A 26751-nucleotide genomic window follows, 5' to 3' on the forward strand; every position below is an offset into this window, starting at 1 on the left:
GGGCGGCGGTACGCGCACGAGAGCGGGTGACCCGGTCGGGTCACCCGCTCTCGTCGTCGCCCCCGTGGGGGCGGGACGTCAGCGCAGGACGGAGGCGAAGATCTCCGACAGGTCGCCGGCAGCCCGGTCCCGGGCCAGGGCCTCCCGGGCATACCCGGCCCGCTCGGCGAATCCGCCGTCACCCAGCACCTCGTCCACGGTGCGGGCGATCTCCGCGGCCGGGACGACCGGGTCGGAGGTGCGACCTCCGTGCCGGTTGACGTAGGTGAGGGTGCCGTCCGCGGGGTCGACCTCCGTGGTGCGGGCCACCAGTCCGGCGCCATGCTGCTCGACGAAGTACCGGCCGTTCGCCTCCTGCTCGGACATGAACGGCAGCACGACCTGCGGCTTGCCCTGTTCGAGGGAGGCCAGGACGGTGGAGTAGCCGCCGTGGCTGAGGACGAGGTCGGCCCAGCCGATCGGCCCGGTGATCCCGGTGAACCCGCCAACCTGGACGTTGCGGTGCTCCCGCACCCAGTCGGCGGCCGCGAAGCCCGCCGACAGGAAGACGGTGAGGTCCGGCCGGTCCAGGGCCGCCAGCACCTCGCGCAGCGCCCGCTCGGTGACCATGCCACCGCTGCCGATGGTGACGTAGACGTGGCGGGTTCCCGCCCTGCGCTCGGGCTGGAACGGCGGGCCCGGCGGGTCCCAGTAGAGCGGCCCCACGAAGACGGCCTCGTTCCGCCCGTCGGGCGCGACGGGCGCCGGCTCCACCTCCGGCGAGCTCGGCACGATCGTCCGGTCGCCCCACAACAGGTCCCGCACGTGGCGGACGGGGGCGAGGCCGTGTTCGGAAGCAAGCTCGCCGATGGCCCCGATCGCGTCCGGGTGCGGCAGCAGCTTCTTCGGGTCGGCGGTGTTCCACGGCATCCAGGGGTGCGGGGTGTCGTGGAGGAAGTCCGTGTCGGCAAGCGAGACGACCGGCAGGCCGCGGAGGCGGGCAGCGAGGACCGCGGTGGGCTGCATGTCGGTGACGACGATGTGCGGACGGTAGGCGTCGATGGCGGCGAGGTCGCGGGCCAGGTGATCGGCCAGGACGCTCTTGCGGTAGTAACGGGCGGTGGCCGCGAAGACGCGCTCGACGTCGGTGAACGGCAGGAAGGCCGGAACCTTCTGCGGCGGGCCGCCGGGCGACGGCGTGCCCACCACGGAATAGCCGGCCTCGGCCACCATCCGAGTCACCGCCGAGGGCCCGAAGGCACAGGAGAAGCGCTCGTCGAGACGGTTGGCGGCGGCCAGTCCGCGGCCGGTGTACCCGGCGCCGCCGCCGGCGGACCAGGGAAAGAACAGCGTACGGATCGTCATGTCAGCAGGGCCTCCGGCCCTCGGGTCTTGTCGTTGGCGAGGACCTCGCCGTCGGGCAGGTCGCGGCGCAGTACCTTGCCGAGGGTCCGGCCGGGGCCGACGTCGAGCAGACGACGCACTCCTGCTGCGCGCAGCGCGTGGACGCCGTCCCACCACAGGACCGGCCGGGTCATGTGGACGAGCAGGTCCGACCTGAGCTCGGCGGGGTCGCGGGTCAGGGTGCCCGTGGTGTTCAGCGCCACGGGCACGGTGGGTTCGGCCAGGTGCAGTCGGCCGATTTCCTGCGCGAACTCCTCTTCGGCTTCGGCCATCAGAGCGGAGTGGGCGGCGATTCCGATGGCCAGCGGCACCACCCGTTCCGCGCCCGCGCGCCCGGCCTCCTCCAGCGTCCACGCCAGCGCGTCCCGCTCACCGGAGACGACGATCTGGTCGGGTCCGTTGACGGCGGCGACGGCGACCGCGCCCTTGGGACAGTCCGCGACGATCTGCCGGACCCGGTCGAGGCCGAGTCCGATCACGGAGGCCATCGCGCCCGGGCACCGGTGGGCGGCTGTGGACATGATCTCGCCGCGCCGGTGGACCAGGTCGACGGCGGTGTCGGCGTCGATCACGTCCGCCGCGACCAGGGCGGTGAAGTGGCCCAGGCTGTGCCCGGCCACGGCCGCCGGAGCGAGGTCGGCGCCTCGTTCGGCGAGGAACGCACGCAGCGCGAACAGGCCCGCCAGCGACGCGGTCAGCACACAGGGCTGGGTCCAGTCGGTGCGGGCCTGGTCCTCACGGGAGGTTCCGAAGCACAGGGTGGGCAGCGGCAGCCCCGTGCGTTCGCTGGCCCGGTCGAACAGGTCCCGGACCTCCTCGTGCTTCTCGTACCACCGCTGAGCCATGCCGGGGAACTGTGCCCCCTGGCCCGGGAACAGCAACGCGTACGTCACAGGCTCATCCCTCCGTCGACGGCCAGGACCTGGCCGGTCAGGTACGAGGCTTGGTCGGAGCAGAGGAAGGCGACCGCCGCCGCCACCTCCTGCGGCGTACCGGCCCGCCGCATCGGGGTCCGGGCGAGGATCGCCTCTCGCGCCCGGTCGCCGCCCGTCGCACTCATCTCGGACGGGACGTAGCCCGGGGCCACCGCGTTGGCGGTGACTCCGAAGCGCGCGGTCTCGCGTGCGATGGTCTTGGTCAGTCCGAGCAGGCCCGCCTTGGACGAGGCGTACGCCGCCTGGAACGGCCAGCCGGTGAGCCCGGCGACGGAGGTGGTGAACACGATCCGCCCCCAGCCGCGCCGCGTCATCTCCGGCAGCGTGCCGCGTGCCAGCAGCATCGCGGCGGTCAGGTTCACCGCGAGCGTGCGTTCCCAGTCCTCCAGGCGGATGCGGTGCGCGGCACCGGTCCGCAGCACGGCCGCGTTGCTGACTAAGACGTCCGGCAGGCCGGTGGTCCCCTCGAGGGTGTCCAGGAGGGCGGTGACGGCCTCGGGGTCGCCCAGGTCGGCGCGGACCTTCTCGACCCGGGCGGCGCCGGGCCGCAGTTCGCGCGCCAGTGCCTCGGCCGCCTCCCGGTCGCGGTTGCTGTGCAGCACGAGCGTGGTATCGGGGCCGCTCAGCGCGGCGGCGACGGCGCGGCCGATCGCGCCGGTGGCCCCGGTCACCAGTACGGTTCGCGCGGTCGTCACGGCGTGAGGTCGGCCGAGCGGTCCAGGACGGTCAGCCACTGGCGCATCAGATGGGCCATCTGGTGCACGAATCCGCGCAGCTCCTGGTTCCACACGGGACCGGTCATGGTCTCCACCGCGTCCTGCAGCTGGTGCGAGAGCGAGCGGTAGGCCTCGTGGTAGGTGGTGCCGTCGAGCTTGGCGTCCTGCAGCCAGGCCAGTACGTCGTCCAGGACGGCGATGGCCGGGAGCTCCTGCTGGAGATCGCGCAGCAGGTTGTGGTCGTTGCGCTCGTGCACGGCCAGCGGGGTGCCGAAGCGGACGGCGTGGCCGAGGTGCTTGGCGCAGGCCTGCACGAAGTACCCGCTGAAGATGTCCGCGTAGCGGTCGATCACCTGGCCGGTGGCGCGGTAGCCCATCCGCGGGAAGTAGTACGCGGGGACGGCGTCGCGGTGGACGGCGGTGTTCTGCGAGTTGACGGGAGCCCAGGTGCCGGGGGCGAGGACCGCCTCCGGTCCGGTGAGCGCGCGGACCTCGGGGGCCACCGCGATCCGGGTGATCGCGTCGACGTCGGGGTCGCCGAGCCACAGGCCGGCGTTGACGCGTACGTCGGCGAGGCCGGTGGTCACGGTGGCCCGGGCCGGGACGCGGTGCCGGTAGGGGTAGCCGCGGGGGTAGACCTGCATCGGGGTCACGTCGAGCAGCTCGCAGGGGTTCCACCAGCCGGATTCCCCCTCGACCGTGCGGTATGAGCGCTCGCCGGCGACCACCTTCAGATGCTCGGCGAAGAAGTCGTCGCCGTGGGGGAAGTTGTCGTCGTCCACGGAGATCAGCAGGTCCGCTCCCGCCGCCCAGGACAGCAGGTAGCCGATGTTGCGGCGGTTGTCGGAGTCGTACGGGACCAGCGTCGGCGCGCCGAGCCGGGCGAGCAGCGCGTCCTGCTCCGCCACGGTGGGGCTCAGGACGTCCAGGCCCTCTGCGCGGGCCTGCTCGCAGACGTCGAAGAAGGCCTGGGGGGTCTTGCGGTCCGGGACGACGACGATCCGGATGCGCTCGTCGCCGCCGTGCCGGGCGATCAGGCCTCGGTAGGCGTCGAAGAAGGCCGCGCTGTCACCGATCGTGGTCATCACGATGTCGATGTGGCGGGGCCGGTCAGCGGTAGTCATGTCAGGTCCTTGCGTGGGAGAAGGTGAGGGAGACCTCGGGGCGGCCGACCGCTCCGGGGCCGGCCAGGCGAATCACGCTGTCCAGCGCGCCACCGCCGTCGAGGCCCGGCAGGACGTCCTCGGCCCCGGCCGCTAGGAGTTCCCGGGCGGTGGCCGCGCCGGTGGTGACGGCCAGGCACCTGAGGCCGGCCGCGTGGGCGGCAGTGACGTCGCGGACGGTGTCCCCGACGAGTACGCCCGCCAAGGCCGGACCGGGCGGGGCCAGGCTCGCCACTCCGGCACGTGCCACGTCCTCGCGTTCGGTTGCAGTGTCGCCGAAGCCGCCGTCGTCGAGCAGACCGGCCAGGCCAGCTGCGCGCAGCTTCCACGCGGCGACCGCGCGGGCGTTGCCGGTGCTGGTGCCCAGGGCGAACCCGGCCGCGGCCAGGTCCCGGAGAAGCTCGCGGGCGCCTGGGAGCAGATCACCGGCCGAGCTGCCCGCCCCGGGCAGCGGGGTCCTTTCGAGCCGCCTGACCATGACCGCGACGACCTCGGGCAGCCGCATGGCGATCTCGTCCTCGGCGGCCCCGGCGAGCCGCAGGGCGGTCCGTATGGTTCCCGCGTCGGTGAAGCCGGCCAGATTCACGTCCCGGTAGAAGAGTTCGCCGCCGCGGTATACGAAGGCGTCTTGCCGGCCCGTCGCGTGGGTGATGGCTGCGGCCATCGCGTCCATGTGCATGCGCTGCAGGGCGGAGCCGGGGCGGATCAGGGTACCGTCCAGGTCGAACAGGGCGATCCGCCGAACCCTCCGGGCGGCCGGTGTCACGCGGCACCCCGGGCGGCGAGCTCGTCGGAGATCCACCGGTAGGTCTCCAGCAGGCCCTTCTCCAGCGTGACCGCCGGTTCCCAGCCCAGGATCCGGCGCAGCTCGGTGTTGTCGGAGTTGCGGCCGCGGACCCCCTGGGGGCCGTCGACGTGGTCGATGCCGAGGTCGTCGCGGCCGGCGGCATCGAACACCAGGCGGGCCAGCTCATCGATGGTGACGAGGCGGTCGGAGCCGATGTTCAGCGGCTCGCGGTGGTTGCTGCGCATGAGCCGGTATGTGCCCTCGACGCAGTCGTCCACGTAGCAGAAGGAGCGCGTCTGGCTGCCGTCGCCCCAGACCTCGACCGCGCCGCCAGCCGGCGCGAGCGCGACCTTGCGGCACATCGCCGCCGGGGCCTTCTCCCGGCCGCCGTCGTAAGTCCCGCTGGGCCCGTAGATGTTGTGGTAGCGGGCGACGCGGACCTCCATGCCGTACTGCTCGTGGTAGTAGCGGCACAGCAGCTCCGCCATCAGCTTCTCCCAGCCGTAGGAGTCCTGCGGGTTGGCCGGGAAGGCGTCGCACTCGCGCAGTGCCGTGACGTCCGGAGTGTCCTGGATGTGCTCGGGGTAGATGCAGGCGGAGGAGGCCAGGAAGTAGCGGCTGACCCCGGCCTGCTGAGCGGCGCGGATGGTGTTGAGGTTGATGAGCGCGTTGTTGTGCAGGATGGTTGCGGGGTCCCGGGAGATGAAGCCCATCCCGCCCATGTCGGCGGCGAGGGCATAGACCTCGTCGACGCCCTCGCTTGCGGCGGTGGCGACCGCCGGGTCACGGAGGTCGCCGACGAGGAACTCGTCGGCGTCGGTCTCGCCGAACTCGGGCCGTTTCTGGTCGACGCCGCGCACCCACCAGCCCTGTCGGCGCAGGTAGGTCACGAGGTGACTGCCGATGAAGCCGCCGGCACCCGTGACGAGAGCTCGCTGGGACATGGGGTTTTCCCTTCGTTAAGGTGTGGATCATGGGGTTGGGCAGCGGGTTCCACGTGGCGACGTACAACATCTGGGGTACCGGGCTGCCTGCTCGGTACTGGCGTGAGCGGGGTGTGCTGCGCGGTGTCGTCGAGGGGTCGCCCGTGCTCGGCCTTCTGGACGAGCAGCGGGTCTGGCAGCAGCGGCGCGAGGGTCTGTACCGCGAGCTGGCCGCCGTTTCCCCGGACCTCGTGGCACTCCAGGAGGTGGTCTCCTCGCCCGGCGCGGCCGAGAGCCGCGCCCATGAGCTGGCACGCCGACTCGGCCATCGGGAGGTCCTGCTCTCTGAGGCGGACGGGGCGATGGGCTCCCTCGCGGTCCTCAGCCGCCGGCCCGTGCTGAGCCGGGCCGAACTACCACTGCGGTCGATGACGGGCGCCTTCGGCGGCCACTCCACGATCCTGGAGGTCGTACTGGACGTAGTGCGGTTGTGGGTGGTGCACGTGCCGGTCGGGCCGGAAGAGGTGCGGGCGGCCGTGATCGGTGAGATCGGTGAACTCGCCGCCGCGGCCCCTGCGGACCGGCCGCTGCTGCTCTGCGGGGACTTCAACTGCCCGGCCGACGGGGCGCCGATGAAGGGGCTGCTGGCCGACGGCGTGCTGGCCGACTCCTGGATCGGGGCCGGTGGTGCGTCGGACGCTCTCACCATGCCGATGCCCGGTCCGACCTGGCGGCTGGACTATTTGCTGTACCGGCCGGCCGACGGGCTCGTACCCCGGCCCGGGCCCCGGTTGCTGGGCGACTCGCCGGACGTGGACGGCCTCCACCCCTCCGACCACTGCGGGGTGGCGGTGGGTTTCGTATGACGTGTCCGTCAAGTGGTGTGGGCCTTTCACTGGAGGGCAAGAGCGTCCGGCTCACCGGGGTAGCGGCACACTAGGCAGCCCCCGACCAGGCCGGACTGACGCTGGCCACTTCATGCCACACGATGGGCGGGGCGATTTCGGCAAGTTCTTGCCAGTCCCCCGGCGCCGGTCATGATCCAGCTACACCATGATGCTCTGACGCCGGAATCACCGGCATTCGATATCCGGCATTCGCGTATGAGGTGACCGATGACTTGGAGCAACTGGCGCCGTCTGGGGCCCGCGGAGGGCGGCACCACGGTGCTCGCAGTCGACTTCGGGCCGGGACGAGCAGCCGCCGGGTTCGGCGAGCTGGCGCCCCGCCTCACCGGGGACTGGACGCTGTGGGAGCCCCGCACGTTCACGACCGGGTCCGACGCCGGCATCGCCGGGAACGACGACCCGCGGAAGCTGGCGCGGGACTGGGCCTCGTACGCCACGGCACAGGGGGCGGGGGTGGCGGCCGTGGCCGGCTACTGCTCGGGGTCGGCACTGGCCTGCGCGCTGGCCGATGCCCTCCAGGAACAGGGGCTGCCGCGGCCGCTGCTGGTCGTGTTCGACCCGGACACCGCAGACGCCGGGCTGATCCACGACTACTACACGGCCGCCCTGCGTTCCTTCGAGGGCTTCCTGCCGGACGCCGGGCTGGAGCGGGCGCGCGACCTCGGCCGCCAGGCGCTCTCGGCGGCCGCAGGCGCGGGACCTGACGGACTCACTGCGCTCGCCCGCGTGCTCGGCGCCGAGTACGAGCGGGTCGCGGCGGAGGCATGCCGGGCCGCCGGCATGGGTCCGGAGTACGGACGACAACTGAGCGAGCGGCTCATCACCTTCCTCGGATACCTGGCCACTACCGGCCGGGTCGAGAACTCCGTACCGGTGCGGGCGGCCTCCCGGGGGCCCGTGGAGGTGATCGTGTCGCGGCAGCAGACGGTTCCCGCCCGGTTCGGCACCGCTACCCACGCCTTCGACGTGTCCCGCGCCTTGCTGCTGGACGACCAGGCCGTGGCCGACACGGTGACGGCCCTGCTGGAACGGGAGGCCGTGCGATGACGGGGCACGACGGCCGGAGCCCGGAGGACCACCTCGTACCGCTGGGCACGACGGGCTGGCATCTGTGGCGTGACGTCGTCCTACGAAGCGCGGGGTTCCCTGCTGACCGGGTGCTCGCGCTGACCGATCCCGCGCTCGCCGCCGCGGCTGACCTCCGCAACGCCACCGGCGCCAAGCCCGGTGCACCCGAGCACGAGACCTACCTGGCCGCGTTCGACGAGGCTGCCGGACGGCTCTCCGCCGCCGTCCGGGCCACCGCGCGGGAGCCGCTCTTCCGAGAGGCGGTGACCTGGCAGAACCGCAAACTGGTGGCGGACTGCCTGAACAAGGCAGCGGCCGGTGAACCACGCAACGTCCGCGGTCGCAACCACGAGGCGACCATCACCAGTTACGTCCAGCGCTACTCGCTGAAGAACGACACCATCGGGTTCTTCGGTCCGGTGGGCTGGGGGGAGTGGAAGCCGTCCGCCGTGACCGGTCTGGAAGTTCACCACGGTCCCGGCCTGCTCGCCCGCCGGACGGTCTACTTCGAGTCATGGGCGATCGACTCCGTGGCGCGAACCCTGTCCGAGGACCCGCGGATGCTGCCCTGGCTGGCGCCGCGCACGGTGCCCTCCGACCGGCTTGGTGGCCAGCTACTGCACCGCCCCGGCAAGCCCCCGCTGGGTCTGTCCGAGGAGGAGGCCGAGGTCGTCGGCCTGTGCGACGGCGTACGCACCGCCCGGGAGATCGCCCAGGAACTGCTCTGGTCGGGCCTGCCGGGCTTGGAGTCGGAACCGGAGGTGTTCGCCGTCCTGGGCTCTCTGCGTGACCGTGGACTGCTGGTGATCGACCTGACGGGTCCGATCGAGGCGTTCCCTGAGCAGACCCTGGCCAAGAAGCTGGAGCTCGTTGGAGACCTGGACCTGCGTACCAGCGCTCTGGCGACCTTGAAGCGGCTCGTAGACGCGCGCGACACGATCGCAAATGCTGCCGGGGACTGCGAGGCGCTTGCCGCCGCGATGGACGGGCTCAACGCCGCCTTCGAGGAGATCACCGGTGGTTCCTCCGTCCGCCGCGCCGGTGCCACGTACGCAGGACGGACCCTGGTGTACGAGGACACCGTCCGCGACGTGCGCGCCGGTCTCGGGAAACCGCTGCTGGACGAACTCGCCCCGCCGCTGGGCCTGATGCTGGACAGCGCCCGCTGGCTGGTGAACCGGATCGCCGACGGCTACGGCGCTCTGTTCGCGGGGTTCCACGACCGCTGGTCCCAGCGCACCGGGGACCCCGCCATGCCTTTGCACAACATGGTCAGCATGGCCACGCCCCACCTGTTCTTCTCCATCCGGCAACTACCGGGGCCGGTGAAGTCCGCCATCGCGGACTTTCAGGAACGCTGGGCACGGATCCTCCGAATCCCGGACGGCGCACGCCACCATCAGGTGACCGTGGCGGAGATCGCCGACCGGGTTCGCGAGGAGTTCCCGGCCGCCCCGGTGCCCTGGGCCACGGCCGTGCACCACGCCCCCGATCTGATGATCGCCGCCGCAGACATCGATGCGGTGTCACGTGGGGAGTACCAGTGGGTCCTGGGCGAACTGCACACCGCGTTCAACTCGTTGGAGAGCCGACTCTTCGTCGAGCAGCACGACGTGCCCGCTTCGCTCCTTGCCGCCGACAGCGCCGACCACGGCTCCCGGCGCATCTACCTCGTCCCGCCGAAGGACTGGCCGGCGGTCACTTCGCGCCTGGCGCCGCCCTCGACGCTGCTCGCCCCCGCCTACACCTACTGGTCGCTGCGGGACGGCGCGGTGCGGGCGCCCGGACGGATGCTGGCGCTCGCTGACCTCTTCGTGCACCAGGAGGAGGGCCAACTGGTCGTACGCTCCCGGAGCGAGGCGTTCAGCGCCAGCCTGACGGAGATGATGGGCGAGCTTCTCTCGGCGGCTTCGGTGAACGCGTTCAAACCGTTGGCCTCCGCCCCGCACCGGCCCCGGGTCTCTGTCGGCAGGATGGTGGTCTCCCGTGAATCCTGGTCGTTCCGGGCCGCGGACCTGGCCTGGGCCAACGTGAAGTCGGAGCCCGATCGGTTCCGGGCCGCGCGGGCCTGGCGTGCCGAACAGGGCCTTCCGGAGCGCGTCTTCTACAAGTCGCCGGCAGAAGACAAGCCGGCGTTCGCCGACTTCGGGTCGATCGCGCTGGTAAACATGCTTGCCAAGATCATCCGTAAGACGGCGGAGGATCCCGAGGCCGGTATCGGCCTCACCGAGATGCTGCCCGATCTCGGGGAGACCTGGCTCCAGGACCGTACGGGAGCCTGGTTCACCGCGGAATTGCGCACCGTGGCCGTCGACACCCACGGCTACCCGTCCCGACAGGAGAACTGATTATGACCATCTCGACTGAATTGCCCGAGCCGGTCTCCACTCTCGCTCGCATCAGGGACAGGCTGGCCACGCTGCCCGGCATCACGGGCATTGCCCTCGGTGGCTCCCGGGCACGCGGTGTGGCCCGCTCGGACTCGGACATCGACGTCGGCCTCTATTACGACCCCGTTACGCGGCCCGACTTCGACCTGATCCTGGCCGCCGCCGCGGAATTGGACGACGAGGGCGAGCCGGCCGGGCACGGCTCGTACGGCGAGTGGGGGCCGTGGATCAACGGCGGCGTGTGGCTGGTCGTCGACGGGATCAAGACCGACATCCTGCTGCGCGACCAGACCCGCGTGGAAAAGGTGGTGCGGGACGCTGCTCAGGGCATCGTCACCACCGCATACCAGCCGGGGCACCCGCACGGCTTTGTGTCGACGATCTATGCAGGCGAGGTCTGCCACAACCTGCCCCTCTACGACCCGCATGGTCGGCTCGCCGACCTGCGTGCGCTCGTTTCGCCGTACCCGGACGTCCTTCTGGAAACGACGGTGAACCAGTTCGGCTGGGAGGCTGGCTTCTCCCTGTACAACGCCCATTCCCCGGCCCGTCGCGGCGACCTGGTCCAGGTCACCGGTCTGCTGTACCGGGCCGTGGTCTGCCTGAACCAGGTGGTCTTCGCCCACAACAGCCGCTTCGTCCTCAACGAGAAGGGCGCCTTGGCCGAGGCCGCAGGGATGCCCCGTACACCTCAGAACTACCAGGCCCGCGTCGAAGCGGCGCTGACCGGCCTCTCCACCGAACCGGACGTACTACAGGCGGCCATCGACGGCCTGCGCGAGATCCACGACGAGTTGGCGTCGTGGACGAAGGACGAGTGAGCAGGCCCCCGGCCGATACCGACGACGGTGGGGTTCCGCCGGTCTGGCTGGTCACCGGCATCCCTGGCGCGGGCAAGAGCACCGTGGCCCGCGCACTCGCTGAAACGGCCCCCCGCGGCGTGCACATCGAGGGCGACCAGCTGCAGCGGCTGATCGTCAGCGGGGACGTACCGCCCAGCCCGGAGCACGACGAGGAGGCGGAACGGCAGATCGAGCTGAACGTCCGGCACCAGTGTCTGCTGGCCGCCTCCTTCAGGCAGGCGGGCTTCGAGGTCGTCGTCGACTACGTGGTCACCTCGATGGCCCGGCTCGACCTGTACCGGGCGCTGCTGCCGGCCGTCCCACTGCGGCTGGTGGTGCTGGCGCCCGGCTCCGCCGTCGCCCTGCGTCGCGACGTGGCACGCGGCAAGCAGGTCCTGGGTGACTGGCTGCACCTGGAGGAGGAGATGCGAGAGGAGCTGGAGGGCGCAGGGCTGTGGCTGGACAACAGAGCACTCTCTGTGGACGAGACCGTGACCCGAATCCTCGGCCGCGCTCGCGAAGCGACCCTGGAGGAGTACCTCCTCTGACCGGACGCCGTCCCGCCGCGTACGACACGGTCATGATCGGGGCCGGGGCTGCCGCGGCAGTCCTGGCCCTTCCTGCGTGGTCGCAGGGAGGGCGACAGCATAGCGGTGAACGGCCCGATCATAGTCCTCGGTGTGATGCCGGCAGCACGACCGACGTGAGCAGGCCGTCGGCGTGCATCCAGTGCCCGTCGAACCAGGCAGGGGCCGCCCTCGGTGGAGCGGTCCCTCCGTGAAAGCCGAGCCAGCGGCGGGCGAGCGGATGCCAGTTCCTATAGACCGAGTCCTTCACGCTGAACATTAGCCGGTCCCAGTGGATCTCTGGCCTGTGGCAGGCCAGGACGCGCAGCGCCGCTTGTTCGCCCGGGAGGACGACGAGCTCGCGGACGTATGCCTCCACCGGCTGGTGGGGATCGGCGTCGATACCGAGGGAGCGACCGCCCGGCGACACCGGCGGTCAGCGCGGCCTGCCTCTCTCCAAGGACAGCAGCGAGGCGTCAGGGTGGCCGAGCTCGTGCAGCACCAGCCTGACGCAGTGTCGGCCCGTGGCGTATTCGTGGCGGCGCTTGGCGACGGCACGGGCGACGGCCGCCTCCTCGTGCGGGAAGAGGAACGCCTCCGGCTCCTCGTCGCACGTGGTGTCCGCGCAGGCCACAGACCGGGGCAGGATCCGCTCGATCACGCGGCGACGGCCCGCAGTACGCCGGTCAGGTCGGCGGTGATTTGCCGGGCCACCTCCTGGCGGCGCGGGCGCAGGTAGAAGTGGCCGCCGGGGTGGAGGTGCAGACCAGTCAGACGGGGCAGGCGGTCGGCCAGGGCGACCAGCGCATCCCAGGGCAGGAGGGCGTCCCCCTCCCCTCCGAAGAGCGACTGGGGCACGTCCTCCAGCGGCGCGTAGCAGGCCGGATCACAGCCGTCGATGAGCTGGAAGTCGTTGCGTATCGCCGGGGAGAACAGCCGCCACAGGGCAGGGCTCTCTAGGATCTCTGCAGGGGTTCCGCCCACGGCGCCGAGCAGGGAGCGCAGTTCCTCGTCGGGCAGTAGGTGACGGGCCGGGCCGCCGGGGAGCGCCTCGTCAGCAGCCCACGCGGACAGCCCGAGCCAACAGGGGCCGGTCCTGTCGGCGACCCGTAGCCGCCGTGCCAGTTCGGTCGCCACGAGTCCGCCCATGCTGTGTCCGAAGAAGGCGTACGGGGCCTGCAAGTAGGGCTCCATCTGCTGCCGGAAGTGCCGGACCAGGGCGTGGAGGTCGCCAGCGTGCGCGCTCCGGCCGCCGCCGACACCCCGGCCGGGCGCCTCCATGAGAACGACGTCCCAGTTGGCCGGGAAGAGACCGTTCCAGTCCCGGAAGAACAGGTGGGAGCCGCCTGCGTGGTGGAAGAGGAACAGCCGTACGGCCGGGTCCTCGACCGGCCACAGTCGGTTCACCGTGGTGAACGGTTGTGTGGGCGGGGTCACGCTGTGGGGATGCCCTTCTGTGTGGGGGCGGACGTGCTGCTCGTCCGGGAATCGCTCAGCGGTGGCCCTTGCCCTCGGCGAGCTTCAGGGCTTCGGCGAGCGCACGCCACACCTCGGCCGACAGTTCGACGCTGCCAGCCTCCTGCGCCTCCTTGGCGATGCGCTCCATGCCGACCACGGCGTCCGCCCGGTTGCCCTCGATGATGGCGAGCTGGTTTTCAAGGATGCGCTGCCGTACGCGTTCGCGCATGCCGAGGCCTTCGCTCCGCTCGGCGAGTCCGTCGCCGATCTCCCGTGCCTCAGCGAATCTGCCTTCATGGAAGGCGAGTTGCGCCTCAAGGATGAGCAACTCGTACTGGTGGAGTGGCAGTCCCATGACTTTCACCACCGACCCCGCCTCCTCCAGGCGTAGTCGTGCCTGAAGGGTGTCCCGCGGATCCATCTGGAGGTACATCGACGCGGCGGCGAGCCGGACCCGCATCCACAGCACCGGATCCTCGTTGCTCGGCATCCGTTCGAGCGCCTTCTGCATCGTCTCGTCGGCCGCGGAGCGGTCGCCGTGCCGCACGCGGACGGTGGAGGCCGTCCACAGCGCCTCCACCTGGAGCCGTACCGGGATCTCGTCGTTGAGCGTGTCGACCAGGCGGTCGGCACGCTCGCGCGCCTGCACGAGCTGTCCGGTCTCGGCGTCCAGTGAGATGAGGGTCATCAGAGCCTCCACCCGGTCGCGGCGCGGCAGGTCCTCCTGCTCGGCCAGTGACAGGGCCTCGCTCGCGCGGTCGCGGGCGCGCGCGAGGTCGCCCGAGTTGCGCAACATGCGGGCGAGCCTGACCCGGGACCGGGCCCGGAGGTCCGGCAGGTCGATCTCGTCGCTGAGCTCAGTCAGCTCGTGGACCTGCCGGAGCGCCTCGGCCGCCCTGCCCTGCATCTGGTAGCAGCGGGCCAGCAGCCACTGGGCCTGCCAGCGCAGGACGGCGTCGCCGTCCTGCTCCTGCTGCAGGGCGTTCTCCAGGGCTGCGGCCAGCTGAGGAGACTCGCCCACCGTGGCGACCGTGGCGAGTACCCGTGCCAACGGGCCACCCGCGGGGGCGCGGAAGGCGGAAGGCGTCACCTCCAGCCGGGTGCAGAGGTAGGACAGCACCCTTGGCGTCGGAGGCCGCGCCCCGGACTCCAGCCTTGAGAGGTAGGCGGCCGAGATCTCCGAACCGGCGAGCTCCGCTTGCGAGAGACCGCGGGCCACGCGAAGTGTTCGGAGACGATGCCCGAACATCGGCTGCTCCGGGACGCGGTCGGGGCGACTAGACATGGCGACCAGGCTGCCGGGCACGCGACACTCTTGTCAATTCGGGCCACCTTCTGTCAATTCCTGGTCACTGCGACTTGCCTAATCGCATATGCCAGGAAGGCGAAGCCGACTGGACGATACCGTCACGGCCAGTCGATCTGACCGGCGGAGGTGGTCTGCAGCACGTCGGCGGCAGTCACTGTGCCACCACCGCCGTCACTGCTGAGACCATCCTGCGCCGCATGTCCGAGCACGGCGGCGAAGGCCGCGCCGACGACAACCATCATCTTGAAAACCTGTAACTTCATGGATCTTCCTCCCCTGTTGCATAACCGACCGCCAGCTTGCGGCGCAGCATCGCGCACACCTCTCGGGTATCGCGGAGTCACCCTCTTGGCGCCCCTTCCCCCCTGGCGGCAGGCTTGACCTAACCACAGACTTTCGAACTTGCCAAAGCTTGTCAAGTAATTGACATCGCTGGCAATTGATCTTTAGGGTCCCCCTGGTAGTGGCGGCGCCGTCCGGTTTCCAGGGGGACCCCGGACCGCGCGCAGCCGAAGCGCGAGCCACACACACGGGGGCATGTGAGATGAGGATGAACTTTGCCGGGCCGTCGCAGATCCGCCGCGCCATCCAGGGTGCGCGCCAGGAGGTGCTGCTGTCGCTTCCCGGCCACGACCCGGCCTGCGAACAGCAGCTCGAACAACAGGTGGACACCGCGGCGGCACGCAGCATCACCGGTGACTCCGGTGTTGCGGTGAAGATGTACGTACCTTCGTCGGTACGTGGTACGGACCAGCTGCCGGAACGCACCCTGGCGATGCTGGCGATGGAGGGCCTGGAGATCCACTCGGCCCCGGGACGCAACCCCCGCATGGCGATCATCGACCGGTCGATTGTCGTCTTGGCCCGCAACCAGGCCGACTATGGCGACGGGGCGCTAATAGGCCACGGCCTGCCCTTTACCCCAATCCTGGTTCGCTCGCTCACCTCGTACCTGCCGGAGGACGACACCGTCCCCCCGGACGCCGACGCCCTCAACCCGATTTCCCGCGAGGTGCTTCGCCAACTGACCCTGGGCACGAAGGACGAGGCCGCGGCCCGCGAAATGGGTATGGCACTGCGCACGTACCGTCGAACGGTTGCCCGGATCATGGACTCCCTCGACGCCCGTAGCCGCTTCCAGGCCGGTTACGTGGCGGCGCAGCGCAACTTGCTCTGAGCCCCTGCGACGCATGCCAGGTGACGATAAGAAGCGTGTCACGAGCCGCAGATGAGCATCGTTCTCGCTCTGTGACGCGGCCACTCTGAGTAGGCGAGCCGCTGTCGAATCGGATGCGTTGGAAGCTTGGGTGAGATGAGTTCCAGGGCCCGGTTGTCCTGTCCGGCGGCCATGTGGTCGAGCCATCGTTCGTACCCGGCGAGAAAGTCCGGGGCTGAGGAGACGTTCGGACCCCAGAAGCCGTCTGCGTTGCCGATGAGCATGCGCCCGGTGAGAGGGCCGGTTAGGCCTACGAGGACGAGATCGCTGCAGCCGCGTTCGATGACGTGCAGGAACAGGTCACCACGGCGTGTGTGGCGGTAGGCCCGGCTGAATCCTCTCGGGTCCGTGCTGGTGTCTCGGGAGTTCGGGCCAAGGCCCCCTGATCGAGTCACCCCAGTTGAACTCCATGACGCAACTGTAGAGGCGACCAGGCACGCCGCGGCCCGGAATGCCATGGTCTCCACTTCGATCAACGGACGGGGACCCGAAGACCCTTTGCCGAGGGCTCCGGGGCGGGAGAGGATGCGTCCATGATCGACACGAATGAGAACCCCGAGGAACAGGCCGCGATCGCTGCGGCGAAGGACGGTGAACTGCGCCTGCACGACCCCGCCGTCCGTGCCTCCGCCGTCGGCGTCCGGCTGTTCGACCCCGAGTTCGTCGAGGTCGGCGCCTCCGGGCGGCGCTGGACGTACGAGGAGATGGTCGCGGCCCTGCCCACCCTGCACGGCGGAGCGGACAGCCCGCGCATCGAGGTCTCCGGCATGCGCGGGGTACTCCTCGCCCCGGACCTCGTGCACCTGACGTACGAGAGCGTCAACGCCGGCCGCCGGGCCCGCCGCAGCTCCCTGTGGCGCAAGAGCGAGAGCGACACCGGATGGCGGCTCTACTACCACCAGGGCACCCCCGTCCCCGAGGACTGAACACACCTTCGGCCTGGTGCTCGGGCACGTCCAGTCGCTCCTGCCTGAGCTGGACACGGTCGAGTCTCGTCTCGGGGCGTACGAGCGTGGGTGTTCGGCGTACGTCGGGGCTGAGACCCGGTGTCGTCTTCTGCTCCCGGCCGGCTCCCACAACATCCGACCGGCTGCGTCAGGAGATCGCGAACGGCGACTTCGTCTACTGCACCATCCGCCGGCTCGACGGCGAACACATCGTCCGCACCCGCTGGCGGACCCTCGACACCACCCGCCAGCACCGCTTTCGGCCGCCCGGCGGCCCGCCACCGGCGTGAGAGCGAAGGCCGCCGTCCCGGGCGGGGTCAGAAACTACAGCTTCCAGCCCCGCAGCATGCCGGCGACGTCCTGGACGCTGATACGGGTGTCGCGGACCTTACGGACCAGGTCGGACAGCGCGCCGTAGGGGGGATCGATGCCCTCACCGGCCTGCGCCATGTACTGCGCGGCGATGAACGCCGCGTACAGGCTGTTGCGGTGCGGGAGCGGCTCCAGGCGCACGATCGTGTGCAGGAGGGCCGCGGCACGCCAGGCCGTGTCCGGGTCTGCGGCCGCGAGGGTGGGCAGCCGGGTCTTGTGGCGGGCGACGGCGGCCACCAGCGCCGAGTAGTCCGCCACGGACAGGTCGTCATGGCCGAGTGCGTTCTCCTGGACATCCAGCAGCCAGGAGACGTCGATGTAGAGGGGCGGCATCAGGCGGCAGCAGCCCCGTCGCGCTGGGCGGGCGGCACTTCCTCGGGGAATGCCTCGTCGAACTCGCCGCGCAGCCGCTCGGCCCATTCAGCCGCGCCGGCGACGAACCGCTTGCGCTGCATCTCGCGGATTCCGAGGTCGTGCAGGTACTGCTTGAGGCTCTTGCCCTCGGCCGCGGCCGCGGCCCGGACGCCCTCAAGCTCCTCGTCGGTGAAGGACACGTTCAGGGATGGCATACCTGTGATGGTACCTAGTAGGTGCCTGCCGAGTGAAGCAAGGAGTCGGTCAGCCCCGTACGAGTGGGCCGGTGGCGACGAAGGCATTGTGCACAGCCGGATGAGACCTGCGCGCCGTCATCGCCGACCGCTCCCACGGCCTGCTCCGCTACCTCGAGCTGGGCCGTATCGGCCGTACCCCCACGGCCGCGGACTTCGACGCCAGCTTCCCCGCGCTGCTCACCCGCACGCTCGCCGACCTCACCCCCGACGAACGCCACCTCCTGCGCGCCGTCACCCTGCTGGACGCCTTCGACCTCCCCCTGGCCACCGCCGCTGCGGGACTGCCCCACCTGTCCGCGGCCGCCCGGCTCGTGGAGCGGCCCCTCGTGAGGCACGAGAACACCTCGCCTCCTGGCGGGGGGAGGCGGGGGATGCGGCCGGGGCCGCGCAGTCCTTCGCCGATCGCCACCGCCCTGGCCAGCTACGCAGAGCAGGCCCTGTACCGGCCGGACGCGCATGCGGTGCAATCCCGCTCGTCAACGGATCGCGCCCGGCGATCAAGCGGTACTCGGTACCTGATCGTACGGCGGCATCCCGTTACTGGTCTTGTGCTGCTCGGTGCGGCAGCCGCACCGAGGGTGTGCCTGGTGCCGTGCGGCCCCCTCTTGGGTGTTGCTTCAGCACGGGGACCGCACGGTTGGTGTGGCGTCGAGTGGCGCCTCGGTCTTCCATGATGGGGCATCCGGTGCGGTGTGTGGGCAGAAGTGACGTTTCACCCTCGAAGGGTTGAACCAACTGGGAGCTGGGGTGGCGTGAGCTAGCGGGGGTCTAGCGCGGAGGGCGGCATTGTTCCGTAACTGCTTGATCACGTGGCGGGGGTGCAGGCAGGCGGGTAATGCTGTCGTCGCTCACCTGACGGCGCTTCAGCACCGCTGACGGGAGAGCTGGTTGGTGTGGACCGCTCACAGAAATCCGAGTTCGATGTCGAGTAACAAGGTGGTACCCGCTGCTGTCCTGGCAGCGGGCCTCATGTCGATGGTGGCGATGACGGGCAGGGCCGTGCGGGAGACGGCCTGGGCCCTGACCGTGCACGACGGATTCCGCCCACCGTCGGGCACCGCGCCTGCCCCGGCCGGGCCTCAGGAGCCGCCCCGATGACGCCGTGCCCAGACGATGCCGAGCAGTCGCCACCACCCGATACCTTCGGCAAGCGGGGCCGTAAGCCGGCCCCGATCTCCGAGACCGCCGGCGTGTCCCACCGGGCATGGCTCGAGCCGGTCCGCAGCATCCTCTTCGCGAGCGGCCTGACGCTCAACGACCTCGTCGACCGCTCCGGCTACTCCAAGACTCGCATCAGCGAGCTGCTGCGCGGGAACGGCTACTACCCGGCCTGGGAGATCACCTTCAGCGTGATCCGTGCCCTGGGCCTGCCTGTCCAGCCGATGCGCCGGCTCTGGACCGCGGCAGCGCGCGAGGCCCGCAAGGAACCCGACTGGATCTCGCATTGCATCCGGCAGGTGGCCCTCCAGCCGGAGTCGCCGCCGCTCGCTCACCGGGCGTTCACTGAGGACGTGGCCGATGCGTACACCGCGTACGCACGCGCCTTCCTGCTCACCGATCACCGCGCCCGCTGGGTGGTGGCGGAGACCTTCGACATCCTCTGGCTGTGCTGGAGTGATGCAGCAGCCGGCGAGAACCTCCGCCGGTATGCCTGGCACCTGCTGCGTTCCCGCGTCATGGCCCGCGCCCACAGCAACGAGGACGGCACCCCCGACCTGCGCGCCACGGTCTTCTCCACGGCGGAAGTACATGAATCGGTCCCCGGCCACCTCGTCGTCCTCAGTGAACTGGTTGATCTGTTCGACGCGATCGGCCGGCTTCCGGACGATCAGCTGGACGTCGCCGTGCTGCGCTACCTGTGCGATTGGCCCTCCAAGGAGATTTCCGACGTCGTGGGCCTGAGCCCAGCCATCACCCACGCCGTCGACCATCACGCCCGCGCCACCCTCGAGCACCTGCTCCGCGCCCTCAAGCCCCGGGAGTAACCAAGCCGCCATGACCGCCATCGACGCTCTTCTCGCTCGCGCCCGGCTCCACCACCACCCCAGCGTTCCCGCCGACACCGTTGCCTACGAGGACTGTCCCTACTTCGGGCCGACCTTCGACACGGCGGCCGGCGGCGCCGAGAATTCGGATGACGGCGCTTCCGCCACCCAGCATCTCGATCACCTCTGCGAAGTCGTCGTCACGACCGCAGACCCCGATGCACTGGAGTTCCTCACCGACCGACTCCCCGAACCCCCGGGCGCGTGGCTGCTGGGATGTGCTCTGCACCTTGCCGGTGTCGACGACGGCGCGCGGTTCTGGTGGCAGTACTCCGCCGGCGCCGGTCATGCCCCGGCCGCCTACTGCCTCTCCCTGCATCACCACGCCCGCGGTGAGACCCACGCTGCGGCCTTCTGGTTCGAGCAAACCGGCCTCGATGCGGCCTCCGACTCCGAGGTCCTCACCGTCTCCGGCGTCTGCCCGCCCCTGCACCGCTTCCGCTTCGACGCCAGCGTTCCCACCGTGCTGCGCATCCTCAGCCACCTCTCGGCACCCGGGCAACGACAGCGGACCCACCGCGCCGACGCCATCACCAACTACGTCGCCAACGCCGTCACCCGAGGGCAGCGCCGCCACCCGGGCGTCGAAATCCCGGTGCCCGAATCCCGCTTCGCCGACCGAGTCAGCTTCATCCTCTCCGCAACCCCGCCCTGGACCCACCGGGTTGCCCGGGTCCTCAACCCTTCCCTGCCCAGCCGCAGACGGGGCGGCGCCCGAAGCGGCGAGCGCGCGCGTGATGCCACCGTGCGGAGCGCCGATGGATGACCGAGCCCGGACATTGCCCTTCAGGCAGGCCCACCGCGCCGCCGACATGGGTCCCACTTGCAGAGCAGTATGGCGCGCGTGCACCGCAAGGTCCGGGACCCCTGCCCGGGGCCCCGGCGCCTCGGCGTGTCGCCGCTATAAGGCCAGCCGACAGTGCAGCAGCCAGCAGGTCAGCAGCGGCCAGAGGGAGAGACGGAGGAAGTCAGGCATGAAGGCGCTCGCTTCCGCCCGGGCGCTCCCCGCGGGCAGTCGCCACATGTGCCTGGGCACGGGCCAGATAGGCGTTGCTGGCCTCCTGGAACTCGGCGCTCGCCACGCGATCACTCAGGTAGGCGTCCATCCCGTCCCGGATGACGGTGTTGGCCGTCACCCCCTCGACCGCGGCCACTGCGTGGATCCGTTCCAGCAGCACCGCTGGAAAGCGGACTGACACCACGACTTGTCGCCCTTTGCTGTCAGTCTTCTTAGAGTCTTCTGTCACGGGTTCCTCCACAGGGCCCTCAGGAGGCGTGCCCCCCAGGTTCCTGCCAGGGAAGCGGGGCGCGCCTCCTGCTCTATGTCGAGTTCGTACTCGACGCGGTAGAGGCTACGGCACTACATGAAGCCTCTTGCTGAAGTCGACCTTAACTACGGGGTATTTGACCGACTCGGACCAACGCTGCACTCCAAAGCTGATGTGAACTTCAACACCCAGGTCTAGTTGAGTGTGTTCGCAGGCTTCACGTCGCCTGTCATGCCATCATCCATGTGAGTGTGCTGAAGCACACCAGCCTGTGCCGGGCGGGGGACGGCAGAGAACCACCGTCAACTGCGTCTTTGCAAGGAGATACGTTGTCCACCACCTGGACCTTCGGTAACGGCAGCGAGGAGTCGCCTCTCAACGCCGCCGGCATAGCTGCTGTCACCGCCCAGACCCTCCTCGACGAAATCCGCGAGATCCGCCGCGAGATGACGGAGGGCCAAGACGTCGACGAGCCCGTGCTGGACGACCCCGACGACATGGCCGAGCGGGTCCGCGAGATCCTCAGCACCGCCGAGCACCCGCCCAGTCGACCGGGCGGCCGTGCCGGCCAGGAGTTCGCCTGGGACCAGTTCGCCGCCCAGCTCCTGCCCCGCCTCGTCGGCAAGGTCGAGGCCGCCCTCGCCCGCTGCACCAACACCGGCGGCATGCCCGTCACGGTCATCGGCGCGAAGGGCGACCTCAGCGAGCGGACCCGCATGTTCGCTGAGCTGATCCTGTCGAAACGGCCCTGCGTCTCGATTTCCGTCACGGGCTGCCTGCGCCGCCTCTTCGCCACCGGAAACCCGACCGCCGCATCGCTGTCGATCCTGGTGCACCTGCCCGACACGCCCCTGCACGCGGCCACCGTGACGAAGCACTCGGCACTGATGTCCAACTGCTCCTACGCCCACCGGCTCACAGAGCGCGGCGAGTGGGTCCAGATGGCCGGCGAGCCGCTCATCCCCGACCCCGAACCCGGTTACGTCCTCCTGCCCAACTCCCTGGAACACATGGAGGAAGCACTCCGCCGCGCCGGCTACACGAAGGTGCAGTTCGTCGACGCCGCCGAGATCACCCCGGCCGTCATCGAAGCCGTCCTCGAGCACGCCGTCCCCGCCGCCATCCACTGCTCCGGACACGTCCTGAACAGCGCGGTGGCCCTCGTGGCCAGCCGGCACGGCATGGCGGTCCGCCTGTACGGGCCCAACGGCAAGGCCCTGGAACCCTGGGCCGCCAGCAAGATGATCTGCAACGCGGTCACCGGCGACCAGCCGTTCCTCGAAGGCCTCATCATCGCCCGTGACCCGATGGCCGCCATGCGGATCGGACGGATCGTCAACGACGAGCTCGGCCGCGAGGACTCCGAGGAAGAAGACCTGTGACACGGCGGGGTGGCGGCCACCGGCACTCCCCGGCGGCCGCCACCCCGTTTCCCATGCACCACAAACCAGCCAGTCCCGACAGACTGGCGGCACCGAAGGACCCCACCGTGAACGACCGACCCCTGCTCGCCGCCGTGAACGACCCGGCGTCCACTCCCGATGCCGCTGCGGCTCCCTGGAGCCTCATCCCGCCCAAGCTCGTCCGGCAGGCCTTCTACCAGAGGGTCAAGGAGGCCCGGCGCCCCGCCGGAACCCTCGCCCTCCCGGCGATCACGGCGACCGGCACGCTGTACTACACCGGCGCCATCCAACACGCCGACACACCCATGGCCCTGGGCCTGACCGCGCTCGTCGTCCTCTACGACTCCGTCATCGCCGTCTGCCGCACCTGGCGAACTACCGACAACGCGGCCACCGCACAAGGGCGTTACGGCGACGGAGCACGTAAGACCGCCTGAAGGAAGAACCGGGCCCAGGGACAGCGCCTCACTCAGCCGTCTTCTGTCAGGCCCGGCTGCTTTCCTATGCTGGTCCGGCCAGGATGCTCACATGGACGCATCAGTGTGGGTGGGCGCAGTGTTCGGTCTGGCAGGCACCGGAATCGGCGGGGCCCTTTCCATCTGGGCCTCAGTCATGACCCAGCGACGGCAGGCAGATCACGAACGCGAGGGCCAACGGCAGGCGCGCGCATCCGCAGCCGTCGAGGCCGTCCTGACCGAGCTGTTCGAGATCCAGCGCGATGCCCGCCGGGCCGGCCCCGACAGCGAGACACGCAGAGTCGCACTTCACGAGCGTGTGCTGAACATCCAGGTGCTGATGCAGCGCGTCCCCGACGCGGCCCTTCGCGACCGGGTGCGCGAAGCCGCTCTCTTCCTGCCGCTCTCACCTGCCGGCGATACGCGGACCTGGGAAGAGCGAAGGGTCGACCGGATGTATCTGTGCGCCGATGCCATCGCCTGCCTCGGCGCCTACCTCCGGGGCGAACCGATGCCTGCGCGCGTGAGCCGAATAGCGGAGATACGTACCTTATGGCCGCATCCTGACATCGGATCGGACAGGGATTCCTTCATCTACGACTCGGAAGAATGATCACCTGATGGGGTAACGGGAGGCGCGCAATGCTGCGCCGCCGGGCCCGGACGGTGCATGACGGCGTAGTCACGGCCGAACCGGTTGGCCTCCAAGGCGGATCCGGTCAGCCGGTGCAGCCAGAACCCGTACGCCACCGACTCCATCTGCTCCCGCGTCAGACACAGCCGCCACCGCCCCGCACCCCGGTCGTGCACCGCCGCACGCACCTGCTCGGCAAGCCCCGGCGCCAGCGGGGTCCGCAGCTGACCGGCCAGAGCGACGAACACCCTGAGCGCCGCCATCTGCGACGGCAGCAACTCCACCAACCGCTCCCCCGGGCCGGGCCCGGACGACGCCGGAGCCGGCCGGGCACTGGCGTAGGCGAGCAGATCATGGCCGGCCGCGGACAGGCGTACCGCCCAGTGCACCGCCCGGCCCTCCCAGGCCGACAGCTCAGCACGCGTCTCCCGGTCCGCCTCCTCCACCAACCCCTGTCCGGCGAGCACCCGCACCGCAGCACGTAGCGGTGCCGCCCCCGTGTCCAGCACCCAGCCGTGCTTGAACCTCTCTTCGCACGCCCGCACCGTCTCGAGCGCATCAAGGGGCCTGTCCGCCCGCACGCCGCCGTGTCCCTTCGCTGTTCCATCACCTCGGGCAGCCGACCAGGTGGAGTGAGCACCATGGGTCCGTTCCTCGCCCGGCTCGAGGGTGCCCCAGGGCGGCCGGGTACGGGGGCGGTTCGGCCCGGCTGTCGTGCGATCGTGTGACTTCCTCGCCGTACGGGTGATGCACGGGCCAGACGGCTGCCGCAGCGCCCCGGCTCCGACTACGAAGATCACATCCCTGTCTTGATCTTCGGAAGGACCCGTTCGTGCGCCTCGCCCGTACCGGACGCACCGCAGCCGTCGCGCTGTCCGCGCTCGCCGCCCTGCTCACCCCTGCCACCGCCCACGCTGCCGCGCCGGTCGTCACGCCGCGGGGGTACGCCCCCGGCGACACCGTCACCCTGCCGGTCCGTGACGCTCTGGCTGGGCTCACGGTCGCCGACGAGAACCGCGCCGGTTACAGCCGTGACCTGTTCAAGCACTGGATCGACGCCGACCGCGACGGTTGCAACACGCGCGCCGAGGTCCTCCTCGAAGAGGCCGTCACCGATCCCGTACAGGGCGCGGGATGCACCCTCACCGGCGGCACCTGGTACTCGCCGTACGACGACCGCTACTTCGACGCCGCCCGCTCCCTCGACATCGACCACCGGGTCCCGCTCGCCGAAGCCTGGGACTCCGGCGCCTCCGCCTGGACCGCGAAAGAACGCGAGGCCTACGCCAACGACCTCGACGACCCCCGCGCCCTGGTCGCGGTCTCAGCAGCCTCCAACCGGTCGAAGTCCGACCAGGACCCCTCCACCTGGTTGCCGCCGTACGCCGGCAACTGGTGCGAGTACGCCACAGACTGGGTCGCCATCAAGACCCGCTACCGGCTTACCATCGACCCCACCGAGCAGACCGTCCTCGCCCAGCGACTCGCGGAATGCCCCGACCAGCCCATCACCGTCACCCTCGCCCGCTGAACACGGGACTGGCCCGTCACCACGGGGAGAGCGACGGGCCAGAACCTCCGACCACGGTGACACACGCCGACATCGAGCCCAGGTAACGTCGCCGGAGAAGTGCCGTCGCCCGCGATGCTTCCAAGATCGAATGACGATTCACTGGACACGGCCTAGTTGGTCGGCACTTCGCCATCAGCAGCAGAGGTCTCATCCGGGCCCGAGTGGTGGCTACTGCCATCGCAGCAGCGTTGCCTGGCCGGGAACAGCGTGGAGGGTCGGACATGCTGCGCACGTCGATGGGAACGGACTCTTCTTACGCTCCAACCCGCAGCTGCTGCTGTCAGGGTGGCCAGGAGGCTGCCGAGGAACTCGGGGAGGGACTCACCCAGCAAGTGGAGAAAAGGCTGGTACACGAGGCAGACCGGCGTGCGCGAAGAGGCCCGGCCGCACGCCGACCCTTTCACACATGGGCAGTCGACTATGACTTGCGGTTGCACCCCCGGGCCTTCGGGTGCGAACGAGACGGCAAGTGTATCCGTCTCGTCAGAGGGAAGTTGCATCGCTTGTGGCGGCAAGGATCTTTCCTCGCCGCCCAGTCTGCCGTGTGAGCAGCAGCCCGTGGGGCGGTTTGACGATTTCCGACAGGGCGGGAATGCGCTCTGGTCTCCGACAGGTACGCAGCGGACAATCTGTGCCACATTCAATTGTCCGAGGGGGCCGGCATGGGTGTTCTGTGGCCGTTGGAGCCAGCTACGGCAGCCAAACATCGGCTGTACCAGCGCTACCTTGACGCCTGGTGGCCAATCTTGCTGCAGACTTCCCAGAGCACCGGATACACCCGGCCACGAGTGACCCTGCTGGACGCCTTCGCCGGGCCCGGTCGCTACGAGGGCGGCGAACCCGGATCCCCAGTGTTCATTTTGGACCGGCTCCTGAACCACACTGCCGTCGACCGGATGCGTCTCAGTCCCGGCCGAGTGCATCTGATCTTCATCGAGAAGGACCGGGCCCGCCACGAGCACCTGCTGTCTGAGCTGACGGACCGGTTCGGGAAACTGTCCAGCCTGCCGGTGCGCGTGGAAGTCCGGCGCGGGCAGGCCGGCCAGGACAGCGTGCCCGTGTTGACGGAGCTGGGCGCCTGGGGGCACCCGATCCTCGGCATCTTCGACAGCTGGGGCAGCGTGAACGTGCCGCTGGAGGTGACCCGGCGGATCGCCCGCAACCGCTCCAGCGAGGTCATCACCACCTTCGGCCCCAACTGGTTCAGCCGCCGAGAGGAACTGAACGCAGACATCCTCGATGCGGTCTTCGGCGGCCGCGGCTACTGGACGCCGGCCGCCGACGAAGCCCGGCCCGACGAACGCTGGCGTGCATGGTTGGGCACTTACCGCAATGCGCTGCGCCGGGCTGGCTTTGGCTACCAGCTGCAGTTCCAGCTCGTGCCCCGCACCGGGCAACCCCTGTACCTCGTCTTCGGCACCGGCAGCGACGCAGGGCTGAAAGCGATGAAGGAAGCCATGTGGAAGGTCGACGACCGCGACGGCGAGAGTTTCCAGGACCCCCGCACCCGCGGAGCCGCACCGGCCGGACAGCTCGACTTCTTCCAGGCTGCTGATGCCTGCGACCCAGAATTGCTTGAGCTGGTCACCCAGCGCCTCGCGCTGGGCAACGCCACCGTGGAGACCATAGGGCAGTGGCTGCTGACCGAGACATCCCGCTGGATGGCCAGCCACGCGCTGAAAGCGGCCAAGGAAATGCGACAGGACGGGTCCCTGGTAGTGCAGTCGGCGGGCAAACTCACCAACAAGAGCCTTGTCAGCCTGCCCGCCGCCGCCTGAC

The 26751-nt window shown here is 70.0% G+C and carries 29 protein-coding genes and 1 pseudogene; 15 read left to right on the forward strand and 15 right to left on the reverse strand.

Annotation, left to right across the window (positions count from 1 at the left end):
* Positions 1–78: 78 nt before the first annotated feature.
* From ABZ490_RS29410 to ABZ490_RS29435, 6 genes are read right to left on the reverse strand one after another with little or no spacing between them, the layout of a single operon-like run.
* Entirely contained in the window at positions 79–1344 is a 1266-nt protein-coding gene (locus ABZ490_RS29410; protein ID WP_358996306.1) for a glycosyltransferase, read from the reverse strand.
* Positions 1341–2276, reverse strand: coding sequence for an ACP S-malonyltransferase (locus ABZ490_RS29415; protein WP_358996309.1), 936 nt, complete (start codon positions 2274–2276; stop codon positions 1341–1343). Before ABZ490_RS29415 ends, ABZ490_RS29410 begins: the two co-directional genes overlap by 4 nt.
* On the reverse strand, positions 2273–3013 hold the full coding sequence (locus ABZ490_RS29420) for an SDR family NAD(P)-dependent oxidoreductase (RefSeq protein ID WP_358996312.1): 741 nt from the start codon (positions 3011–3013) through the stop codon (positions 2273–2275). Before ABZ490_RS29420 ends, ABZ490_RS29415 begins: the two co-directional genes overlap by 4 nt.
* Entirely contained in the window at positions 3010–4158 is a 1149-nt protein-coding gene (locus ABZ490_RS29425; protein WP_358996315.1) for a hypothetical protein, read from the reverse strand. The genes ABZ490_RS29420 and ABZ490_RS29425 overlap by 4 nt, the downstream gene beginning before the upstream one ends.
* A gap of 1 nt (position 4159) precedes the next feature.
* Positions 4160–4963 (reverse strand): HAD family hydrolase, encoded by an 804-nt coding sequence (locus ABZ490_RS29430; RefSeq protein ID WP_358996317.1) that lies wholly within the window; start codon positions 4961–4963, stop codon positions 4160–4162.
* Complete coding sequence (locus tag ABZ490_RS29435; protein ID WP_358996319.1) at positions 4960–5928, reverse strand: NAD-dependent epimerase/dehydratase family protein; 969 nt, start codon at positions 5926–5928, stop codon at positions 4960–4962. Before ABZ490_RS29435 ends, ABZ490_RS29430 begins: the two co-directional genes overlap by 4 nt.
* Before the next feature lie 29 nt (positions 5929–5957).
* On the opposite strand from ABZ490_RS29435, the gene ABZ490_RS29440 reads away from it, so the two are divergent.
* From ABZ490_RS29440 to ABZ490_RS29460, 5 genes are all read left to right on the forward strand, one after another.
* A complete protein-coding gene (locus ABZ490_RS29440) occupies positions 5958–6773 on the forward strand; it encodes an endonuclease/exonuclease/phosphatase family protein (protein ID WP_358996323.1) in 816 nt (271 codons plus the stop codon).
* A 249-nt stretch (positions 6774–7022) separates the two neighbouring features.
* Positions 7023–7862, forward strand: a complete 840-nt coding sequence (locus ABZ490_RS29445; protein ID WP_358996327.1) for a hypothetical protein — start codon at positions 7023–7025, stop codon at positions 7860–7862.
* Positions 7859–10231: a lantibiotic dehydratase gene (locus tag ABZ490_RS29450; RefSeq protein WP_358996330.1), complete on the forward strand. Its 2373-nt coding sequence runs from the start codon at positions 7859–7861 to the stop codon at positions 10229–10231. The genes ABZ490_RS29445 and ABZ490_RS29450 overlap by 4 nt, the downstream gene beginning before the upstream one ends.
* 2 nt (positions 10232–10233) lie before the next feature.
* Positions 10234–11094, forward strand: coding sequence for a nucleotidyltransferase domain-containing protein (locus tag ABZ490_RS29455; protein ID WP_358996333.1), 861 nt, complete (start codon positions 10234–10236; stop codon positions 11092–11094).
* Positions 11091–11663, forward strand: coding sequence for an AAA family ATPase (locus ABZ490_RS29460; protein ID WP_358996335.1), 573 nt, complete (start codon positions 11091–11093; stop codon positions 11661–11663). Before ABZ490_RS29455 ends, ABZ490_RS29460 begins: the two co-directional genes overlap by 4 nt.
* Positions 11664–12117: 454 nt before the next feature.
* On the opposite strand, the gene ABZ490_RS29465 is transcribed toward ABZ490_RS29460, so the two are convergent.
* From ABZ490_RS29465 to ABZ490_RS29480, 4 genes are all read right to left on the reverse strand, one after another.
* The gene (locus ABZ490_RS29465; protein WP_358996338.1) at positions 12118–12342 is read right to left on the reverse strand and encodes a hypothetical protein; all 225 of its coding nucleotides are present in this window, start codon (positions 12340–12342) and stop codon (positions 12118–12120) included.
* The gene (locus ABZ490_RS29470; protein ID WP_358996341.1) at positions 12339–13088 is read right to left on the reverse strand and encodes an alpha/beta fold hydrolase; all 750 of its coding nucleotides are present in this window, start codon (positions 13086–13088) and stop codon (positions 12339–12341) included. Before ABZ490_RS29470 ends, ABZ490_RS29465 begins: the two co-directional genes overlap by 4 nt.
* An 85-nt stretch (positions 13089–13173) precedes the next feature.
* Positions 13174–14424 carry a helix-turn-helix domain-containing protein gene (locus ABZ490_RS29475; protein ID WP_358996344.1) on the reverse strand — a complete coding sequence of 417 codons (1251 nt, stop codon included), beginning with the start codon at positions 14422–14424 and terminating at the stop codon, positions 13174–13176.
* 122 nt (positions 14425–14546) lie between these two features.
* Positions 14547–14711, reverse strand: a complete 165-nt coding sequence (locus tag ABZ490_RS29480) for a hypothetical protein (RefSeq protein WP_358996347.1) — start codon at positions 14709–14711, stop codon at positions 14547–14549.
* A gap of 281 nt (positions 14712–14992) precedes the next feature.
* Between ABZ490_RS29480 and ABZ490_RS29485 the strand changes: the two genes are divergently transcribed.
* Entirely contained in the window at positions 14993–15625 is a 633-nt protein-coding gene (locus tag ABZ490_RS29485) for a hypothetical protein (protein WP_358996349.1), read from the forward strand.
* 38 nt (positions 15626–15663) lie between these two features.
* Here ABZ490_RS29485 and ABZ490_RS29490 read toward each other — a convergent pair.
* Positions 15664–15966 (reverse strand): annotated as a pseudogene (locus tag ABZ490_RS29490) (SMI1/KNR4 family protein); the annotation flags it as partial.
* Positions 15967–16197: 231 nt separating this feature from the next.
* Between ABZ490_RS29490 and ABZ490_RS29495 the strand changes: the two are divergent.
* Positions 16198–16590, forward strand: coding sequence for a DUF4440 domain-containing protein (locus tag ABZ490_RS29495; RefSeq protein ID WP_358996352.1), 393 nt, complete (start codon positions 16198–16200; stop codon positions 16588–16590).
* A gap of 86 nt (positions 16591–16676) precedes the next feature.
* A complete protein-coding gene (locus ABZ490_RS29500; protein ID WP_358996355.1) occupies positions 16677–16901 on the forward strand; it encodes a hypothetical protein in 225 nt (74 codons plus the stop codon).
* Positions 16902–16935: 34 nt separating this feature from the next.
* Here the strand turns inward: ABZ490_RS29500 and ABZ490_RS29505 are convergent, their stop codons facing one another.
* Positions 16936–17316, reverse strand: a complete 381-nt coding sequence (locus ABZ490_RS29505) for a toxin Doc (protein WP_358996358.1) — start codon at positions 17314–17316, stop codon at positions 16936–16938.
* On the reverse strand, positions 17316–17552 hold the full coding sequence (locus ABZ490_RS29510) for a hypothetical protein (protein ID WP_358996361.1): 237 nt from the start codon (positions 17550–17552) through the stop codon (positions 17316–17318). The genes ABZ490_RS29505 and ABZ490_RS29510 overlap by 1 nt, the downstream gene beginning before the upstream one ends.
* A gap of 1136 nt (positions 17553–18688) precedes the next feature.
* On the opposite strand from ABZ490_RS29510, the gene ABZ490_RS29515 reads away from it, so the two are divergent.
* Together ABZ490_RS29515 and ABZ490_RS29520 are read left to right on the forward strand one after the other, a co-directional pair.
* Positions 18689–19579, forward strand: a complete 891-nt coding sequence (locus ABZ490_RS29515) for a sigma-70 family RNA polymerase sigma factor (RefSeq protein ID WP_358996364.1) — start codon at positions 18689–18691, stop codon at positions 19577–19579.
* 10 nt (positions 19580–19589) lie between these two features.
* Positions 19590–20405, forward strand: coding sequence for a hypothetical protein (locus ABZ490_RS29520; RefSeq protein ID WP_358996367.1), 816 nt, complete (start codon positions 19590–19592; stop codon positions 20403–20405).
* A gap of 202 nt (positions 20406–20607) precedes the next feature.
* Here ABZ490_RS29520 and ABZ490_RS29525 read toward each other — a convergent pair whose 3' ends face one another.
* Positions 20608–20886, reverse strand: coding sequence for a hypothetical protein (locus ABZ490_RS29525; RefSeq protein WP_358996370.1), 279 nt, complete (start codon positions 20884–20886; stop codon positions 20608–20610).
* A gap of 350 nt (positions 20887–21236) precedes the next feature.
* Here ABZ490_RS29525 and ABZ490_RS29530 point away from each other — a divergent pair, with 350 nt between their 5' ends.
* The 3 genes from ABZ490_RS29530 to ABZ490_RS29540 all read left to right on the forward strand — a co-directional run bounded on the left by ABZ490_RS29530 (position 21237) and on the right by ABZ490_RS29540 (position 23378).
* Positions 21237–22289 (forward strand): hypothetical protein, encoded by a 1053-nt coding sequence (locus ABZ490_RS29530; protein ID WP_358996372.1) that lies wholly within the window; start codon positions 21237–21239, stop codon positions 22287–22289.
* 107 nt (positions 22290–22396) lie between these two features.
* Positions 22397–22747 (forward strand): hypothetical protein, encoded by a 351-nt coding sequence (locus ABZ490_RS29535; protein WP_358996374.1) that lies wholly within the window; start codon positions 22397–22399, stop codon positions 22745–22747.
* Between the two features lie 91 nt (positions 22748–22838).
* Entirely contained in the window at positions 22839–23378 is a 540-nt protein-coding gene (locus ABZ490_RS29540) for a hypothetical protein (protein WP_358996377.1), read from the forward strand.
* On the opposite strand, the gene ABZ490_RS29545 is transcribed toward ABZ490_RS29540, so the two are convergent.
* Entirely contained in the window at positions 23360–23944 is a 585-nt protein-coding gene (locus ABZ490_RS29545) for a DUF6417 family protein (protein ID WP_358996380.1), read from the reverse strand. The genes ABZ490_RS29540 and ABZ490_RS29545 overlap by 19 nt on opposite strands.
* 287 nt (positions 23945–24231) lie before the next feature.
* Here ABZ490_RS29545 and ABZ490_RS29550 point away from each other — a divergent pair, with 287 nt between their 5' ends.
* Both ABZ490_RS29550 and ABZ490_RS29555 read left to right on the forward strand, forming a co-directional pair.
* Entirely contained in the window at positions 24232–24930 is a 699-nt protein-coding gene (locus ABZ490_RS29550; RefSeq protein ID WP_358996383.1) for an HNH endonuclease family protein, read from the forward strand.
* A gap of 704 nt (positions 24931–25634) precedes the next feature.
* The gene (locus ABZ490_RS29555) at positions 25635–26750 is read left to right on the forward strand and encodes a three-Cys-motif partner protein TcmP (protein WP_358996386.1); all 1116 of its coding nucleotides are present in this window, start codon (positions 25635–25637) and stop codon (positions 26748–26750) included.
* The last annotated feature ends 1 nt before the right edge of the window (position 26751 follow it).

It is taken from the genome of Streptomyces sp. NPDC005811 (assembly GCF_040630405.1).
GTDB lineage: Bacteria > Actinomycetota > Actinomycetes > Streptomycetales > Streptomycetaceae > Streptomyces.

Excerpts from the sequence above, each read along its gene's own strand:
- ABZ490_RS29410 (WP_358996306.1), bottom strand. The coding sequence starts at position 1,344 with ATGACGATCCGTACGCTGTTCTTTCCCTGGTCCGCCGGCGGCGGCGCC.
- ABZ490_RS29425 (WP_358996315.1), bottom strand. The coding sequence starts at position 4,158 with ATGACTACCGCTGACCGGCCCCGCCACATCGACATCGTGATGACCACG.
- ABZ490_RS29435 (WP_358996319.1), bottom strand. The coding sequence starts at position 5,928 with ATGTCCCAGCGAGCTCTCGTCACGGGTGCCGGCGGCTTCATCGGCAGT.
- ABZ490_RS29440 (WP_358996323.1), top strand. The coding sequence starts at position 5,958 with ATGGGGTTGGGCAGCGGGTTCCACGTGGCGACGTACAACATCTGGGGT.
- ABZ490_RS29445 (WP_358996327.1), top strand. The coding sequence starts at position 7,023 with ATGACTTGGAGCAACTGGCGCCGTCTGGGGCCCGCGGAGGGCGGCACC.
- ABZ490_RS29450 (WP_358996330.1), top strand. The coding sequence starts at position 7,859 with ATGACGGGGCACGACGGCCGGAGCCCGGAGGACCACCTCGTACCGCTG.
- ABZ490_RS29455 (WP_358996333.1), top strand. The coding sequence starts at position 10,234 with ATGACCATCTCGACTGAATTGCCCGAGCCGGTCTCCACTCTCGCTCGC.
- ABZ490_RS29475 (WP_358996344.1), bottom strand. The coding sequence starts at position 14,424 with ATGTCTAGTCGCCCCGACCGCGTCCCGGAGCAGCCGATGTTCGGGCAT.
- ABZ490_RS29480 (WP_358996347.1), bottom strand. The coding sequence starts at position 14,711 with ATGAAGTTACAGGTTTTCAAGATGATGGTTGTCGTCGGCGCGGCCTTC.
- ABZ490_RS29485 (WP_358996349.1), top strand. The coding sequence starts at position 14,993 with ATGAGGATGAACTTTGCCGGGCCGTCGCAGATCCGCCGCGCCATCCAG.
- ABZ490_RS29495 (WP_358996352.1), top strand. The coding sequence starts at position 16,198 with ATGATCGACACGAATGAGAACCCCGAGGAACAGGCCGCGATCGCTGCG.
- ABZ490_RS29505 (WP_358996358.1), bottom strand. The coding sequence starts at position 17,316 with ATGCCGCCCCTCTACATCGACGTCTCCTGGCTGCTGGATGTCCAGGAG.
- ABZ490_RS29510 (WP_358996361.1), bottom strand. The coding sequence starts at position 17,552 with ATGCCATCCCTGAACGTGTCCTTCACCGACGAGGAGCTTGAGGGCGTC.
- ABZ490_RS29515 (WP_358996364.1), top strand. The coding sequence starts at position 18,689 with ATGACGCCGTGCCCAGACGATGCCGAGCAGTCGCCACCACCCGATACC.
- ABZ490_RS29520 (WP_358996367.1), top strand. The coding sequence starts at position 19,590 with ATGACCGCCATCGACGCTCTTCTCGCTCGCGCCCGGCTCCACCACCAC.
- ABZ490_RS29540 (WP_358996377.1), top strand. The coding sequence starts at position 22,839 with ATGGACGCATCAGTGTGGGTGGGCGCAGTGTTCGGTCTGGCAGGCACC.
- ABZ490_RS29555 (WP_358996386.1), top strand. The coding sequence starts at position 25,635 with ATGGGTGTTCTGTGGCCGTTGGAGCCAGCTACGGCAGCCAAACATCGG.